We start from the raw sequence: 15,853 nt of genomic DNA on the forward strand, positions 1-15,853 counted from the left end.
GCGCATGGCCGCGGCGCCGAGTCCGCATGCGCCGCTGCCCGAGCGGCTGCGCCCGCGCCAGCTCGACGAGGTGGTCGGCCAGCGCCATCTCCTGGGCGAGGGCATGCCGCTGCGCGTCGCGCTGGAGAGCGGCCGGCCGCATTCGATGATCCTGTGGGGTCCGCCGGGCGTCGGCAAGACGACGCTGGCGCGGCTGATGGCGCAGTTCTTCGACGCGCAGTTCATCGCGATCTCGGCGGTGCTGGGCGGCGTCAAGGACATCCGCGAGGCGGTCGAGCGCGCGCAGGCCGCCGCGGGGCAGGGCCGCCGCACGATCGTGTTCGTCGACGAGGTGCACCGCTTCAACAAGGCGCAGCAGGATGCCTTCCTGCCGCATGTCGAGTCGGGACTGTTCAGCTTCATCGGCGCGACGACGGAAAACCCGTCCTTCGAGGTGAACTCGGCGTTGCTGTCGCGGGCGACGGTGCATGTGCTGAAGTCGCTCGACGAGCAGGACATGCGCGAGCTGCTGGCGCGCGGGCGCGAGTCGCTGGGCGCGCCGCCGGTCAGCGAGGCCGCGACGCTGCGCCTGATCGGCTACGCCGACGGCGACGCGCGGCGCCTGCTGAACACGCTGGAGACGGTGGCGCAGCTGACGCCGCCGGACACCGCGGAGATCGACGAAGCGCTGCTCGAGCGCACGCTGGGCGAGCAGCTGCGGCGCTACGACAAAGGCGGCGACCAGTTCTACGACGTGATCTCGGCGCTGCACAAGTCGGTGCGCGGCTCCAATCCGGACGCGGCGCTGTACTGGCTGGTGCGGATGCTCGATGGCGGCGTCGACGCGCGCTACATCACGCGGCGGCTGATCCGGATGGCGAGCGAGGACATCGGCAACGCCGATCCGCGCGCGCTGCGGATCTGCCTGGACGCGGCCGAGACCTACGAGCGGCTGGGTTCGCCCGAAGGCGAGCTGACGCTGGCGCAGGCGGTGGTCTACCTGGCGATCGCGCCGAAGTCGAATGCGGTCTACAACGCCTACAACCAGGTGCGCGCGCTGATCAAGCAGGACAGCTCGCGGCCGGTGCCGGTGCACCTGCGCAACGCGCCGACGCGCCTGATGAAGGAACTCGGCTACGGCAAGGCCTATCGCTACGCGCATGACTTCCCTGGCGCCTACGTGGCCGGCGAGCAGTACCTGCCGGACGGCCTCGAGGACCAGCGCTTCTACCAGCCGGTGCCGCGCGGGCTGGAGATCAAGATCGGGAGCCGTCTGGACGAACTCCGCCGCCTCGATGCCGAAGCGCTGGGTCAGCCAGGGCCGGAATCGTCCGATGCCGACCCTTCCAGCGAGGCCTGATCGATGAACGCGAGGATTGCCAGCGTCATGGCCGCGGCTATCCTGGCGCTCGCCGGCACCGTGTGCGCGGCGGTGTCGCCCCCGAGAGCCGGCAAGCTGGTCTCGACGAAGCCGGCGGCTCCGGCGCCGCATGCGGCCTCGCGTCCCGCTCAACCGGCCGAGGGGCCGACGCTCACGCGCATCCGCGAGACCGGCGTGATCGTCATCGGCTATCGGCCCGCGTCGGCGCCGTTCTCCTTCCTGGATGCCCAGCTGCGGCCGACCGGCTACTCGGTCGACCTGTGCGAGCGCGTCATCGCCTCGCTGCGGGTCCGGCTCAACCTCCCTGACCTGGAGGTGCGGCGCGTGGCGGTCGGCTCGGCGACGCGGATGCCGATGGTCAGCAACGGTTCGCTCGACATGGAGTGCGGCATCACGACCAACACCGCGGAGCGTGCGCGCAGCCAGGCCTTCTCGGTGACCATCTTCGTGGCCGAGACCAAGCTGATGACGCGTCACGGCGAAAAGGTGCAGAGCCTGCCCGACCTGCGCGGCCGGCCGGTGGTGAGCACCATCGGCACGACCAGCATCCAGCATCTGGCCAAGGTCAACGAGCAGCAGGGATTGGGCATCCGCATCGTCGCCGGGCTGGACGATCCCGATGCGTTCCAGCTGCTGCGCAGCGGCCGGGCCGATGCTTTCCTGATGGACGACGTCATCCTGCGCACGCTGCTGGCGCAGCAGGGGGCGGCGGTCTCGGCGGACGACTACGTGATCTCCGACCACGCGCTGACGATCGAGCCCTATGCGATCGGATTGAACCGCGACGATCCGATGTTCAAGACCATGGTCGACGACGTGCTGACGGGGCTGTATCGCAGCGGCGAGATCCACGCCATCTACAAGCGCTGGTTCGAGTCGCCGCTGCCGCCCAGCGGCATCAACCTGAAGCTCCCGATGTCGGCCTCGTTCCGGCGCGTGATCGCGCAGCCGACGGATTCACCGGACCCGGAGCGTTACCGCTGAGCGTCACGGCGGCCGGCGTCCGGTCGCCGGCGAGCTGGCCCGAGCAGCCTTCGCGCCCGTTCAGCAGCGCCACGAAGCGCCGCGCGGCCAGGCCCAGGGGCCGCGCCTGCGTCCAGACCACGTCGACATAGAGCTGCAGCGCCGTCGTGAAGTTGCCGGCGGGGATCTGGGCGAGTTCGCCCGAGGCCAACGCCCCGCGCACGAAGCCCGAGGGCAGCCAGGCCCAGCCGAGGCCCTCCGACACCATGCGCAGCGCCGCCACCGGGCTGTCGGTGCGCCACTGCACGCGCGAGACCGAGATCCGCTTGTCGACGTCGCAGGCATCGCGGCCCGCCACGAGGATCTGACGCTCCGCGATCAGGTGTTCATCGCGCAGCGCGGACGGGTCGCGGGCGAGCATCGGATGCGAGGCCGCCGCCACGGCGATCAGCGTCTCGCGGGCGACCTCCTGGAAGCTCTCGGAGGGATCGAGGCCCTGGCGCTCGAAGACCAGCGCGAGATGGGCGCGGCCGGCCTTCAGCATCGCGAGCGCATCGGCTTGAGGCGCCGTCAGCACCTCGACCTCCAGGAGCGGAAACTCGGTCGAGAGCGTCTTCAGCGCCTCGCTCCACGGCGTGGCCGCGACGAGTTCCGGGACCACGGCGATCACCAGCGAGGGCTCCAGGCCCTGCGTCATCGACAGCGCATGCCGGTTGAGCTGACCCAGCTGTTCCGCCAGGCGCCGCGCCTGCGGCACCAGCGCCCGGGCCTGCGCGGTCGGGACCGGCTCCCGGCCGGTGCGGTCGAAGAGCGTCAGGTCGAGCTGCGCTTCCAGGTGGGCGATGGTCATGCTCACCGCCGAGGGCACCCGGCCCAGTGAACGGGCTGCCGCGGAGAACGAGCCGTGATCGATCGCGGCGAGGAAGACGCGGAGGTTGTCGAGATCGAAAGCCATGTCGTTCCAGGTCAAGGCGGTGATCTATCAGTCATGCTGAAAGAATCTGACTTCATGTATCAATTCCTCGAACATACATTGGGCCCCTTCGCCTTTCAAGGCAGTGCTTGAACGACAAGGAGATCGACATGGTGTGGGGTGTGCTGTTCCTGGCCGGACTGTTCGAGATCGGCTGGGCCGTGGGCCTGAAGTACACGGAAGGATTCACGCGGCTGTGGCCGACGGTGGGCACGGTGACCGCGATGGTGACGAGCGTGGTGCTGCTGGGCTGGGCGCTCAAGCACCTGCCGGTGGGAACGGCCTATGCGGTGTGGACCGGCATCGGCGCGGTCGGCACCGCGATCGCGGGCATGGTGCTGCTGGGCGAATCGGCGTCGCTGGCGCGGCTCGCGTGCATCGGGCTGATCGCCGCGGGGATCATCGGACTGAAGATGGTCACGCCGCAGTGAGCGGCCCGGTGGGCCGTCAGCGGAAGGTCTTCAGCGCCTGCTGGCCGGCCGGCGTCAGGAAGGGCCAGACGGCGTCGAGCGGGAGCGCGACGTCCTCCGCGCAGGGCGTCATCGCGTAGGAGGCCTGGGTGTGGAACACCAGGGCCTTAGGCGCCGGATGGATGAAGCGGCCCATCCAGCGGACCTCGTCGCGGCATTCGGCCTCGGCGCCGTTGCCGCCGCCCTCGGCGTAGGCCTTCGTCAAGAGGCGTCCGAGCTTGGAATCCTTCGAGATTTCGTCGTTCCACTCGGCGCGCAGCCAGGACTGGACTTCGGCTTCGGCGCCGGTGTCGAGACGATAGGTCGTGACGCTGTTGTCGTGCCACGGATGCGCGCCGCCGCAGAAGCCTTCGTTCCACGTGTTGATCACGACGAAGGCCGCATTCCAGGCCAGCACCGATTGCGTCTGGGAGGAGGAGTAGCCCACGTCCGGCCCGCGATCGCGGCGCCCCATCGCCGCGCAATCCAGGTGGTCCATCACGGCATCGATGGACCTGGCCAGCAGCGTGGCGTTGACCGCGTCGATGCCGGGCGTCGAGCCGGCCAGGCGGATGCCGCCGTGGACCGCGTCGATGTCCGCGTCCTTCTTGCCGGTGGCGCCGGGGAGGGGGAAGGAAAGTTCCTCGTAGCGCTGTCCGCCGATCTGGCCGGTCTTCACGACCTTGGGCTTGAGGCCGGCCTTGCGGGTGGCGTTGTACTCGGCGTCCTTGATCGCGCTGGCGGCGATCGGCAGCTTCTTGGCGCCGTCGACCGACTGCCATTCGCCGCTGAGCGTGCTGGCATCGCAGCTCAGGCTGAGGCGGCCCGTGAGCTTCTCCTTGGGGTCGAGTTCCTGCCACTGGCCGGACTTCGCGTCGGGGACCAGCGTCAGGTCCGCGAGCGAGGCGCGGTAGTAGTAGCGGCCCATCGCGGGGCGCTGGCCTTCGGCGGGCGAGAGCTCGATCGAGACCGGCGCCGTGCCCACGGTGCCGCGCCACGTGCCGTGGTCACAGGCTGCCGGCGCGGCATGTGCGGATGCGGCGCCCAGCGCCGCGCAGAGGAGGGGAGCGAGCGCGTGAACGCGGCGGAGGAAGGGGGGAGGGCGGGAGCGCATGGCGGCGACTGTAGCCGCGCGCAGGGCATGGCACTTGCCGACGAAGGTCATCCAGACTTCCGGAGACGCTCATGCCCGACTTCGACGAACGCCGCGACAAGGCCTACGACCGCGAGCGCGAGGCCGCCTACTGGCGCGACAACTACGCCAAGCGCCCCTACATCCAGCCGGGCGACACCCATGACGATTTCGGCCCGGCCTATGCCTACGGCGTGGACGCGTTCTCGCGCTATCCGGACCGTGAGTTCGACGACTTCGAGGCCGAACTGCACCGCGACTGGGGCAGCCAGCGCCAGGGCTCGTCGCTCGAATGGGCGCGCGCGAAGCCGGCGGTGAAGGACGCCTGGCAGCGCATCAAGGAGGCATCGAACATGCCGCCGTCAACGCGCTGAGCCCGCGGCTCACTTCTTCTCCTGGAGCGCGCGCGTCACCGCCTCCATGGGGTCCTGCGCCTCGGAGGCGGGCGAGGATGCGGCCGAGGCCGGCGCCGACGCGGCGTCCGGCAGCCCGAACAGCGCGCTCGTGTCGGCGTTCGGATCGACCCGGCCGGACTGGCCGGCGTCCATGCCTTGCAGCATCTCGGTGGCCTTGTCCAGGTCCACCGCCTCCGCCTTGTCCAGGAAGGCCGTCACCGTCACCGGGAAGAAGATGACGATGGCCACGAGGATCAACTGCATCAGCACCCACGGGATCGAGCCCAGGTAGATGTCGCTCGACTTCACCCGCTGCGGCAGCGAGCCGTTCTTGAACAGCGAGTCCGCGATGCCGCGCAGGTAGAACAGCGCGAAGCCGAAGGGCGGGTGCATGAAGCTGGTCTGCATGTTCACGCACAGCATCACGCCGAACCACACCAGGTCGATGCCCATCTTGTCGGCGACCGGCCCCAGCAGCGGCAGGATGATGAAGGCGATCTCGAAGAAGTCCAGGAAGAACGCCAGGAAGAAGATGAACAGGTTCACCACGATCAGGAACCCGATCTGGCCGCCCGGAAGGTTGGTCAGCAGGTGCTCGATCCACTTGCCGCCCTCGACGCCCTGGAATACCAGCGAGAAGGTCCGCGACCCGATCAGGATGAACACCACCATCGCGGTGATGCGCATCGTCCCGATGGAGGCCTCCTTGACCACCGGCCAGGTGAGCCGCCGGTGCATCGCCGCCAGCAGGAAGGCGCCCACCGCGCCCATCGCGCCGGCCTCGGTCGGCGTGCAGATCGCCGTGTCGATGCCGGGCAGCCCGCCCATCGAGCCCAGCACCGCGAAGATCAGGATCGCCGACGGGATGATGCCGCGCAGGCACTTGCGCCACAGCGCCCAGCCGTTGAGCGTGCGGGCCTCCTTCGGCACGCCGGGCACGTGCTCCGGCTTGATGCGCGACAGCGCGAAGGTGTAGAGCGCGAAGATCAGCACCTGCAGGATCGACGGCCCCCACGCGCCCTTGTACATGTCGCCGACCGGCTTGCCGAGCTGGTCCGCCAGCACCACCAGCACCAGCGACGGCGGCACCAGCTGCGTGATCGTCCCCGACGCCGCCAGCACCCCGGTCGCGTAGCGCATGTTGTAGCCGTAGCGCATCATGACCGGCAGCGAGATCATCGCCATCGCGATCACCTGGCCGGCCACCGTGCCGGTGATCGCGCCCAGGATGAAGCCGACGATGATCACCGAATAGCCCAGCCCGCCGCGCACCGGCCCGAACAGCTGACCCATCGAATCGAGCATGTCCTCGGCCAGGCCGCATTTCTCCAGCAGCGCGCCCATCAGCGTGAAGAACGGGATCGCCAGCAGCAGGTCGTTGGACAGGATGCCGAAGACGTTCTGCGGCAGCGCCGACATGAACTCCGGCGGGAACCAGCCCTGGCTCACCGCGAAGAACCCGCAGGCCAGTCCCAGCGCCGCCAGCGAGAACGCCACCGGGAAGCCGATCAGCATGATGACGATCAGCCCCGCGAACATCAGCGGGGGGAATTGCTCCATCGTGATCATTGCAGCGGCCTCTCGTAATGGGTGTCCATCTCCACGAGATGGGCCAGGTAGCCGATGCGCTTGATCACCTCGGAAACGCCTTGCAGGAACATCAGCAGGAGGCCCAGCGGCAGCGTCAGCGCCGCCGGCCAGCGGATCAGGCCGCCGGCGTTGCCCGACAGCTCACCGCTGCTGAGCAGCTTCCATGCATAGCCGCCCAGGCCGAGCGCGGCGACGGTGTCGCCGGGCCGCATGCCGGTGGTCAGCTTCACCAGGAAGAAGTCCCACGACAGCCAGCCCGCGTAGCCCATCACCGGCAGCAGGAAGACGATCAGTCCGAACAGGTCGACGTAGACCTTGCCGTGGCCGCGCAGCCGCGTGTAGACGATGTCCACCCGCACGTGCTCGTTGAGCCGCAGCACCTGCGCCGCGCCCAGCATCACGCAGACGGCGAACAGGTACCACTGGATTTCGAGGAAGGCGTTGGAACTGATGTCCAGGCCGTAGCGGATCACCGCATTGGCGGCGCTGATCAAGCACGACAGCAGGACGGCCCCGGCGGCAAGCGTGCCGAACCGGTCCGTCAGCCAGTCGATGCCCTTGGCGAATGCAAGCAGGGCGTTCATCGACGAGTCCGTCTCCAGGAGCCCCGACGGGAGGGCTCGGTTCTTGTGTGTGGAGACGGACTGTAGCCAGCGCGCGCTGACGGAAAGCTGATTTCAGGCGGGCCTGCGGGAAAGCCCTGACCCGCTCAGAGCTGCGTCGCGGCGGCGAAGAGACGCGTGGAGCGCGCGCCGGAGCGGCAGAACGCCAGGACCGGCTTGGGCACCTCGTCGAGCAGCGCGCGCATCGCGGCGATCTCCTCCGGCGACTGGTAGCCGCCTTGCACGGGCAGGTGGCGATAGACGAGGCCGGCCGCCTCGGCCGCGGCGCGGACCTGCTCGCTGGTGGGCTGGTCGGGGCCGCCCTCGAAGTCCGGCCGGTTGTTGATCACCGACTTGAAGCCGGCCGCGGCCAGCGCGGCCATGGCTTCGGGTGTCAGCTGCGGCGCGACGCAGAAATCCGGCGTCAGTTGTTGGACGGTCAGTTCCATCGACATGCTCCTGTGTGCTCGAGAGGCGCCGCGAGCTCAGCCCGCCAGCGCGGCCTTCACCGCCGCCGAGACCAGCCCCATGTCGGCCTTGCCCGCGAGCTTGCCCTTCACGGCGCCCATCACCTTGCCCATGTCGGCCGGGCCCTTGGCGCCCAGGTCGGCCACGATGGCGGCGACCTCGGCCTGGATCTCGGCCTCGCTCAGGCGCTGAGGCAGGTAGGCCTCCAGCACCTTCAGTTCGGCGCTCTCCTTGTCGGCCAGATCCTGACGGCCCGCCGCGGCGAACTGGCTGATCGAATCCTTGCGCTGCTTGATCAGCTTGTCGACGATGCCCACCAGCATCACGTCGTCGACGTCGACGCGCTCATCGACTTCCTTCTGCTTCACCGCGGCCAGCAGCATGCGGATGGTGCCCAGACGTTCGCTGTCCTTGGCGCGCATCGCCGCCTTCATGTCTTCGGTGATCTGTTCCTTCAAGGTCATACAAGGCTCCTTGCTGATTTTCTGAATGGGGGCTCGAGCGGGCGGAATATCGCCGCGAAGTGGCCCGAGTCTCGCGCAAAAAACAGAAAAGCCCGCGGCAGCGTCCTGCGCGGGCTTTCTGTGCTGTTCGGGCGGTGGGGATCGTCGGTCGAGAATCCCCGGCGCCGAAGCGGTCCGATCCGTGGATCAGTACAGCTTCTTGGGCAGCTGCATGCTGCGCACGCGCTTGTAGTGGCGCTTCACGGCGGCAGCCTTCTTGCGCTTGCGCTCGGCCGTCGGCTTCTCGTAGAACTCGCGGGCGCGCAGCTCGGTGAGCAGGCCCAGCTTTTCGATGGTGCGCTTGAAGCGGCGCAGGGCCACGTCGAACGGCTCGTTTTCTTTGACGCGAATGGTGGTCATGAAATTCCTTCAAATAGCGCTCGGTGTTCGCGAGGAAGGGCGGTGCCTTCGAAGCGGAGTATCCGGATTCCACTTCCGAATCGACGCGCAGGGTTTGCCAGCAAAACGCGCATTCTAGCCTTATTTTTGACCGCTCGCCAAATCGCATGACAACAGCGCTGAATCGCCGCCGCGGCGCGCTAGGATGCCGCACCCCAAGCTTAGGGGGAGTGGCGCCCTGTCCCCGCCGCCGGCACTTGCCCGGGCAACGGACGCCCATCTACATTCGATCCACCACCATTCGACTGCCAGGGGCACGCCCCGGCCCGGCCCCACCCATGGAATTACAAGCCGCCGCGACGCCCGCGCCTGCCAGTTTCGATGCTTGGCTGGCGTCGTCGGGATCGCCGCAGGGGCCCGTCGCGGCCGGCCTGCTGAGCCTGCTCGAACCCACCGGCGCCTGCCTGACCGTCAAGTCGATGGCCACCGGGCGCTACGTGTTCGCGAGCCCCGGCATGAACGAGCTGTTCGGCCGCCTGGAGACCGGCATCGTCGGCGCGGCCGACGCCGAGCTGATGCGCGGCGACGAGGTCCAGGCGATGCGCCGCTCGGAGCAGGCCACGCTGGCGCAGCGGGGCGTCGTGAGCTCCGAGCACCGCCTGGAGATCGGCGGCCGCCGTCGCGAGTTCATGGTCACGCGCGTCCCGCTGGGCGCCGAGCACGTGATGGCGCTGTGGAGCGACAAGACCGAGGAGCGGCATCGCGAAACGCATCTGCAGCGCGCGCTGCAGCAGCTCGAGCAGCAGCAGAAGTCGCTGGAGCAGATGCGCCGCGAGCTGCAGCAGGGCAGCGGCCGCGACGAGGTGTCGGGCCTTTACATGCGCGCGCAGTTCGACGACCAGTTGTTGCGCGAGATCGATCTCTCCACCCGCGAGCACCGCGAGTTCACGCTGGTGCTGATCGCGCTGGACCCGGTGCCGGCCGACGCCGTCGAGGGACTCGGCGACGAGGCGCGTCAGCGTCTGCTCGAAGGCCTGGGCCGCATGCTGCGCGCGAACACGCGCGCCATGGACGCCGCCTGCCGCATCGGCGACGACCTGTTCGCGGTGCTGCTGTCGGGCGTCGGGCTCGCCACGGCGCACGCGCGCATGGAGCAGCTGCGCCGCCAGTGCCACGCGCAGATCGTCGTGCTGCAAGGGCAGGATCTGGGGCTGTCCCTGTCGATGGGCGTGGCGAGCTTCCCGCACACCGCCTCGCGCCAGGAAGAGCTGCTGGGCGCCGCTGAAATGGCGGTCAGGGAAGCGCTGCGCCGCGGCGGCAATCAGGTGGTGCTGGCCTCGATCCCGTTCGGAATGAGCGGCTGAGGCCGCACGCGGCGCCCGCCGATCAGGCGAGCAGCCGCTGCAGGTGTTCCCACTCCGCCGGCGTCACCGGCGTGATGGACAGCCGGTTGCCCGGCTGCAGGGTTTTCATGCCTGCGAGCGCGGGATCGCGCTTCATCTCCGCCAGGCTCAGCAGCCGTGTCTTGCGCACGAAGCGCACGTCGACGTGCAGCCAGCGCGGCTCCTCGCGCCTGGCCTTCGGATCGTGGTACGGGCTCCGCGGATCGAACTGGGTCTCGTCCGGATAGGCCGTGCTGCTGACCTCCGCGAAGCCCGCGATGCCGGGCTCCGGGCAGGACGAGTGATAGAACAGCACGCCATCGCCGACGCGCATCGCATCGCGCATGAAGTTGCGGGCCTGGTAGTTGCGCACGCCGGTCCAGGGCAGTTCGCCGGCCGCTTGCAGATGATCGATCGAGGCCTCATCCGGCTCGGACTTCATCAGCCAGTACTGCCGGGCGCCGTGCGTCGTGGAAGTGCTCAAGACCTGTCCCTCGCGAGGTGGGCCGACCGGGCGGCCGGCCAAGAAAAAACCGCGCTCGACGGGATCATCAGGCGCGGTTTCGGGAAGAGGTGTCCACGGCGAGCCGTGAGCCGCATTCCTGAACCCAAGGGGTACAGGTGGGCGAGGTCAACATGGCTTCGGGTTCATCTGACGCGAGACGCTCACACCAGCCAGGTAATGTTCCAAGCCCTTGCTCGCGAGAGCATCGGTTCAAGGAAATATAAAACTCACGCGAACGCAGTGGACGGGGTGGATTCTACGCGCGGCGTGTCATCGATCACAGCAGTTGCCCGTCTTGGACAAGGGCTTCATCGAGCTTCTTCATCAGCGCGTCAAGATCGGGTAGGGACTCGCCGTCACCGGCCGTTGCATCGGTTGCAAGGGCCGTCGTCATCGGGGTCGCCGGCGATTCGGTGAGCGAATACGCGAGGTTCAGCGCGGCCAGCACCGCGATGCGTTCGCGGGCCTTGATGCGGCCGGCATCGCGGATCGCGCACATCTCCTTGTCGACCCGGGCGACCGCCTTCTGCAGCGCGGCCTCGCCGCCCTCGGGGCAGCCGAGCAGGTAGCTCTGCCCCATGATCGTCACTTCCATCTGCTTCATGCGCCAGGCTTTCCAGAGTCGGGGGAATCGGCGCCATCGGCGCCTTCGATGAGATCGGCCGCCTCGAGCGGCAGGCGGTCCAGCAGCGCGTCGACGCGCGCGCGGGCCGCGGCCAGTCTCGAGCGCAGGCTGTCGCGCTCCAGCGTGAGCGCCTGGACCTGCTGCTCCAGCAATGTGTTCGTGCGCTTGAGCTCCTCGTGGCGCACCAGCAGGCGCTCCACGCGGTCGACAAGATCGTTGATGCTGGACATGGCTTCTCTGACGGAATGAACGCCCGGATTGTAGGCGCCGGGGTTCGCTCAGCGTGCCGCGGCCATGGGCGCGCTGTCACATTGCGCGACGACGGCGCAGCGCTCGCACAGCGGCCGGCGCGCCTGGCAGACATAGCGCCCATGCAGGATCAGCCAGTGATGCGCGTCGACCAGGAACTCCTCGGGTACGCGTTCCAGCAGCTGCCGTTCCACCTCCAGCACGTTCTTGCCCGGCGCGAGCCCGGTGCGGTTGCCGACGCGGAAGATGTGGGTGTCGACCGCCATCGTCGCCTCGCCGAACGCGACGTTGAGCACCACGTTCGCCGTCTTGCGGCCGACGCCGGGCAGCGACTCGAGCGCCTCGCGGCTGCGCGGCACCTGGCTGTCGTACTGCTCGACCAGGATGCGGCAGGTGGCGTACAGGTTCCTGGCCTTGGTCTTGTACAGGCCGATGGTCTTGATGTACTCGGCGAGCTTCTCCTCGCCGAGCTCCAGGATCTTGCGCGGCGTGTTGGCGACGACGAACAGCCGCCGCGTCGCCTTGTTGACGCCGACGTCGGTGGCCTGTGCCGACAGCAGCACCGCGGCGAGCAGTTCGAAGACGCTGGCGTACTCGAGTTCGGTCTGCGGCGCCGGATTGGCCTGGCGCAGGATCTCGAAGAACTCGCGGATCTGGGTCTTGTTCATGGCGAGCGGGCGGGCTGGCGGAGAGTCATGCGCCGCGCTTGGCGCGGGCGCGGGCGAGGGCGGCGGCAATGACGGCGCGCTTGCGGTCGAGCTGGCCGGGATCGGTCAGCCGCGATTCTTCCTCGAGGTGGGCCAGCTTGTGCTCGGCCTTGGCCTCGAGCCGTTCATCGTGCTCGCGCTTCTCGCGCTCGATGCGGATCTCGTGCCAGCGGTAGCGCTCGCGGGCGCGGGCGGCCTGCGCGTCGCTCCATGCCGCCCAGCCGCCGCGGCCCGGCGTGACCGCGGTCAGCGAGATGCAATCCACCGGGCAGACCGGGATGCAGAGCTCGCAGCCGGTGCAATCGGCGTCGATGACGACGTGCATCTGCTTGTTGCTGCCGACGATCGCGTCGACCGGGCAGGCCTTGATGCAGAGCGTGCAGCCGATGCACCAGGCTTCGTCGATGACGGCGAGCTGGCGCGGGCCTTCGACGCCGTGTTCGGGATTGAGCGGCCGCGTCTCGCGCCCGGTCAGGGCGGCGAGGCGGGCGATGCCCTCGGCGCCGCCGGGCGGGCACTGGTTGATCGCCGCCTCGCCGCGTGCGATCGCGTGGGCGTAGGAGTGGCAATCCGGATAGCCGCAGCGCGTGCATTGCGTCTGCGGCAGGGCCAGGTTCAGGCGCTCGACGAGGTCGTCGAACGCGGCGCCCCGCGCGGGCGCCTCGGTCGCGGGGGCGGAAGGGGCGGGCGCGGAGGGCGAGGGGAGCAAAGGGGGCGTGAGGGGCGCTTCGGGATTCACTCGGTCGGCTTGCGCGGGCGGCGCGCCGCCGGCCGGGTGCTGGTGGCGCGCTTGGCCGCGGCGGGCTGGTGCAACGGGGCCGAATCGTACTTGGCAATGAAGTCGCGGATCACCGGGTACACCTTCTCGCGCCAGCGGCGGCCCGAGAAGATGCCGTAGTGGCCGGCGCCGATCGCGTCGTAGTGGACCTGGTCCTTGGCGTCGATGCCGCTGCACAGCTCATGCGCCGCCTTGGTCTGGCCGGCGCCGGAGATGTCGTCCAGCTCGCCCTCGACCGTCAGCAGCGCGGTCTCGGTGATGTCCTGCGGGCGCACCAGGTCGCCGCCGACGGTCCAGGTGCCGTTCACCAGCGCGAAGTCCTGGAACACCGTCTTGATCGTGTCGAGGTAGTACTCGGCCGGCATGTCCAGCACGGCGTTGTACTCGTCGTAGAAGCGGCGGTGGGACTCGGCGCTGTCGTCGTCGCCGCGCACCAGGTCGAGGAAGTAGTCGTAATGCGAGGTCAGGTGGCGGTCCGGGTTCATCGCCACGAAGCCGGTGTGCTGCAGGAAGCCGGGATAGACCTCGCGGCCGGCGCCCGGATAGGTGGTCGGCACGCGGTAGATGACGTTGTTCTCGAACCAGCTGTAGCTCTTGTTCATCGCCAGGTTGTTGACCGCGGTCGGGCTCTTGCGGGCGTCGATGGGGCCGCCCATCATCGTCATCGAGCGCGGCGTGGTCTCGCCCTTGGAGGCCATCAGCGAGATCGCCGCCAGCACCGGCACCGTCGGCTGGCAGACCGAGATCACGTGGCAGTCCTCGCCGGCGTGGCGGATGAAGTCCTGCACGTAGTAGATGTAGTCGTCGAGGTGGAAGGGGCCGGCCTCGAGCGGGACCATGCGGGCATCGGTCCAGTCGGTGATGTAGACCTTGTGGTCCTTGAGCAGCTGCTTGACGGTGTCACGCAGCAGGGTCGAGTGGTGGCCCGACAGCGGGGCGACGATCAGCACCGTCGGCTGCGCCTTCATCTTGGCCAGCACGGCCTGGTCGTCGGTATAGCGCTTGAAGCGCAGCAGGCGGCAGAAGGGCTTCTCCAGCGCCACCAGCTCCTGCACCGCGACATCGATGCCATCGACCTCCACGCTGCGGATCTCGAATTCCGGCTTCTCGTATTCCTTGGCCAGGCGGTGCATCAGGTCCAGGCCGGCCGACATGCGGTGCGACATCGGCGTGTGCGCGAACGGCGACAGCGGATGGCTGTAGAGCTTGGCCGTGGCGCTGGCGAACTCGGAGAACGGGCTCAGCAGCGCGCGTTGGGTTTCATAAAGCTGGTAGAGCATCTGGCGGACCTCGGGAGGGGGGAGGGAGGCGAAGGCTGGCACCCATTGTGCATCGCAGCAATTCTAGGTCCCGGCTTTTGCGAGTGTGTGTCGCGGGGGCGGCGTGCAGGGCGCGGGCAGGGACTTCGAAGCGTCCGATTTCGCCATAAATGCGCAGGGCCGGCCCGCTTGCGGCGGCACCGGCCCTGGTTCGATGAGCGATCGTGCGATCAGCGCATCGAAGTGTGGTGTCGAGGGAGGATCAGGCCTTCTTGACGGCCGCGATCGCGGCGGCGACGGGCTTGAGGTTCTTGCTGTTCAGCGCGGCGACGCAGATCCGGCCGGAGTCGACGCCGTAGACGCCGAACTCGGCGCGCAGGCGCTGCATCTGCGCGGCGGACAGGCCGCTGTAGCTGAACATGCCCTTCTGGCGGATGACGTAGCTCAGGTCGTCGGTGATGCCGGCGGCCTGGAGCTCGGTGACCAGCGCCTCGCGCATCTGCTTGATGCGCACCCGCATGCCGGCCAGTTCCTCTTCCCACTGGGCGCGCAGCGCGGGCGTGGACAGCACGGTGGCCACGACCTGCGCGCCATGCGTCGGCGGGTTGGAGTAGTTGGTGCGGATCACGATCTTGAGCTGGCTCAGGACCTTGGCGGCTTCCTCGGCCGAGGCGCAGACCACGCTCAGCGCGCCGACGCGCTCGCCATAGAGCGAGAAGCTCTTGGAGAAGCTGGTCGAGACGAAGAAGTCCAGGCCGGCGGCCAGGAACTGCTGGATCACGGCGCCGTCCTCGGCGATGCCTTCGCCGAAGCCCTGGTAGGCCATGTCGAGGAAGGCGACCAGATCGCGCGCCTTGACCGCCTCGACGACCTGGGCCCACTGGGCGGGCGTCAGGTCGTAGCCGGTCGGGTTGTGGCAGCAGGCGTGCAGCACGACGACCGTGCCGGCCGGCGCGGCGTTCAGCGCGCCCAGCATGCCGGCGAAGTCGATGCCGCGGTGGGTGGCGTCGTAATAGGGATAGGTCTCGACCGGGAAGCCGGCGTTCGTGAACAGCGCGCGGTGGTTTTCCCAGGACGGGTCGGAGATCAGCACCTTGGCGTCCGGGTTCAGGCGCTTGAGGAAGTCGGCGCCGATCTTCAGGCCGCCGGTGCCGCCCAGGGCCTGCACGGTGGCGACGCGCTTGCCCTCGAGGACCTCGCTGCCGGCGCCGAAGACCAGGCCCTGCACGGCGCTGTCATAGGCGGCGATGCCGTCGATCGGCAGGTAGCCGCGCGGCTTGGGGGCGGCCTGCATCTGTGCCTCGGCGGCGGCCACGCAGGCCAGCAACGGGAGCTTGCCGTTGTCGTCGTAGTAGACGCCCACGCCCAGATTGACCTTGGCGGGATTCGGGTCGGCGTTGAATTGCTCGTTCAGACCCAGGATGGGGTCGCGGGGGGCCATGGCGACGGCGGCGAACAGGGACATGGAGGCTTTCCTGACAGTGCGTTGGCAAGAGCGGGGAGGGGTGAGGCCGGAGAAACCCGTCCGGCTGCGCTACGCTGTCGCGTCCTGACGCCCGAGGCGCCTCCCGCGC

19 protein-coding genes and 1 other RNA gene are annotated in these 15,853 nt (G+C 68.7%); 5 read left to right on the forward strand and 15 right to left on the reverse strand.

The window, feature by feature from the left end:
* Positions 1–4 precede the first annotated feature (4 nt).
* Positions 5–1,339: a replication-associated recombination protein A gene (locus ACEN96_RS13220; RefSeq protein ID WP_495588602.1), complete on the forward strand. Its 1,335-nt coding sequence runs from the start codon at positions 5–7 to the stop codon at positions 1,337–1,339.
* A gap of 27 nt (positions 1,340–1,366) precedes the next feature.
* The gene (locus tag ACEN96_RS13225; RefSeq protein WP_495588465.1) at positions 1,367–2,344 is read left to right on the forward strand and encodes an amino acid ABC transporter substrate-binding protein; all 978 of its coding nucleotides are present in this window, start codon (positions 1,367–1,369) and stop codon (positions 2,342–2,344) included.
* Here the strand turns inward: ACEN96_RS13225 and ACEN96_RS13230 are convergent.
* Positions 2,259–3,278: a LysR family transcriptional regulator gene (locus ACEN96_RS13230; protein ID WP_495588603.1), complete on the reverse strand. Its 1,020-nt coding sequence runs from the start codon at positions 3,276–3,278 to the stop codon at positions 2,259–2,261. The two genes, ACEN96_RS13225 and ACEN96_RS13230, sit on opposite strands and share 86 nt — an antisense overlap.
* A gap of 128 nt (positions 3,279–3,406) precedes the next feature.
* On the opposite strand from ACEN96_RS13230, the gene sugE reads away from it, so the two are divergent.
* On the forward strand, positions 3,407–3,727 hold the full coding sequence (sugE, locus tag ACEN96_RS13235; RefSeq protein ID WP_495588604.1) for a quaternary ammonium compound efflux SMR transporter SugE: 321 nt from the start codon (positions 3,407–3,409) through the stop codon (positions 3,725–3,727).
* Positions 3,728–3,743: 16 nt separating this feature from the next.
* On the opposite strand, the gene ACEN96_RS13240 is transcribed toward sugE, so the two are convergent.
* Positions 3,744–4,730, reverse strand: coding sequence for a hypothetical protein (locus ACEN96_RS13240; RefSeq protein ID WP_495588466.1), 987 nt, complete (start codon positions 4,728–4,730; stop codon positions 3,744–3,746).
* Between the two features lie 200 nt (positions 4,731–4,930).
* On the opposite strand from ACEN96_RS13240, the gene ACEN96_RS13245 reads away from it, so the two are divergent.
* Positions 4,931–5,251 carry a hypothetical protein gene (locus ACEN96_RS13245; protein ID WP_495588467.1) on the forward strand — a complete coding sequence of 107 codons (321 nt, stop codon included), beginning with the start codon at positions 4,931–4,933 and terminating at the stop codon, positions 5,249–5,251.
* A gap of 9 nt (positions 5,252–5,260) precedes the next feature.
* On the opposite strand, the gene ACEN96_RS13250 is transcribed toward ACEN96_RS13245, so the two are convergent.
* The 5 genes from ACEN96_RS13250 to rpsU all read right to left on the reverse strand — a co-directional run bounded on the left by ACEN96_RS13250 (position 5,261) and on the right by rpsU (position 8,795).
* Complete coding sequence (locus ACEN96_RS13250; protein ID WP_495588605.1) at positions 5,261–6,838, reverse strand: TRAP transporter large permease; 1,578 nt, start codon at positions 6,836–6,838, stop codon at positions 5,261–5,263.
* Positions 6,838–7,446 carry a TRAP transporter small permease subunit gene (locus tag ACEN96_RS13255; protein ID WP_495588468.1) on the reverse strand — a complete coding sequence of 203 codons (609 nt, stop codon included), beginning with the start codon at positions 7,444–7,446 and terminating at the stop codon, positions 6,838–6,840. The genes ACEN96_RS13250 and ACEN96_RS13255 overlap by 1 nt, the downstream gene beginning before the upstream one ends.
* Before the next feature lie 125 nt (positions 7,447–7,571).
* Positions 7,572–7,913 (reverse strand): protein tyrosine phosphatase family protein, encoded by a 342-nt coding sequence (locus tag ACEN96_RS13260; protein WP_495588469.1) that lies wholly within the window; start codon positions 7,911–7,913, stop codon positions 7,572–7,574.
* Between the two features lie 36 nt (positions 7,914–7,949).
* Positions 7,950–8,396: a GatB/YqeY domain-containing protein gene (locus ACEN96_RS13265; protein WP_495588470.1), complete on the reverse strand. Its 447-nt coding sequence runs from the start codon at positions 8,394–8,396 to the stop codon at positions 7,950–7,952.
* Positions 8,397–8,582: 186 nt separating this feature from the next.
* Positions 8,583–8,795 (reverse strand): 30S ribosomal protein S21, encoded by a 213-nt coding sequence (rpsU, locus tag ACEN96_RS13270; protein ID WP_012346814.1) that lies wholly within the window; start codon positions 8,793–8,795, stop codon positions 8,583–8,585.
* Positions 8,796–9,112: 317 nt separating this feature from the next.
* Here rpsU and ACEN96_RS13275 point away from each other — a divergent pair, with 317 nt between their 5' ends.
* On the forward strand, positions 9,113–10,138 hold the full coding sequence (locus ACEN96_RS13275; protein WP_495588471.1) for a GGDEF domain-containing protein: 1,026 nt from the start codon (positions 9,113–9,115) through the stop codon (positions 10,136–10,138).
* 22 nt (positions 10,139–10,160) lie between these two features.
* On the opposite strand, the gene ACEN96_RS13280 is transcribed toward ACEN96_RS13275, so the two are convergent.
* The 8 genes from ACEN96_RS13280 to ACEN96_RS13315 form a co-directional block, all read right to left on the reverse strand.
* Entirely contained in the window at positions 10,161–10,598 is a 438-nt protein-coding gene (locus tag ACEN96_RS13280; RefSeq protein WP_495588606.1) for an EVE domain-containing protein, read from the reverse strand.
* A 131-nt stretch (positions 10,599–10,729) separates the two neighbouring features.
* A non-coding RNA gene (ssrS, locus tag ACEN96_RS13285) (6S RNA) lies at positions 10,730–10,908 on the reverse strand.
* Positions 10,909–10,938: 30 nt separating this feature from the next.
* Entirely contained in the window at positions 10,939–11,265 is a 327-nt protein-coding gene (locus ACEN96_RS13290) for a cell division protein ZapA (protein ID WP_495588472.1), read from the reverse strand.
* Positions 11,262–11,516: a DUF904 domain-containing protein gene (locus ACEN96_RS13295; RefSeq protein WP_495588473.1), complete on the reverse strand. Its 255-nt coding sequence runs from the start codon at positions 11,514–11,516 to the stop codon at positions 11,262–11,264. The genes ACEN96_RS13290 and ACEN96_RS13295 overlap by 4 nt, the downstream gene beginning before the upstream one ends.
* 48 nt (positions 11,517–11,564) lie before the next feature.
* Positions 11,565–12,203 (reverse strand): endonuclease III, encoded by a 639-nt coding sequence (gene nth / locus ACEN96_RS13300; RefSeq protein ID WP_495588474.1) that lies wholly within the window; start codon positions 12,201–12,203, stop codon positions 11,565–11,567.
* A 25-nt stretch (positions 12,204–12,228) separates the two neighbouring features.
* Entirely contained in the window at positions 12,229–12,861 is a 633-nt protein-coding gene (gene rsxB / locus ACEN96_RS13305) for an electron transport complex subunit RsxB (RefSeq protein ID WP_495588607.1), read from the reverse strand.
* Positions 12,862–12,977: 116 nt separating this feature from the next.
* Positions 12,978–14,300 carry a polyhydroxyalkanoate depolymerase gene (locus tag ACEN96_RS13310; RefSeq protein WP_495588475.1) on the reverse strand — a complete coding sequence of 441 codons (1,323 nt, stop codon included), beginning with the start codon at positions 14,298–14,300 and terminating at the stop codon, positions 12,978–12,980.
* 241 nt (positions 14,301–14,541) lie between these two features.
* Positions 14,542–15,744 carry an amino acid aminotransferase gene (locus ACEN96_RS13315; RefSeq protein WP_495588476.1) on the reverse strand — a complete coding sequence of 401 codons (1,203 nt, stop codon included), beginning with the start codon at positions 15,742–15,744 and terminating at the stop codon, positions 14,542–14,544.
* Positions 15,745–15,853: the final 109 nt, after the last annotated feature.

This window comes from Roseateles sp. Mitsp63, from assembly GCF_059491535.1.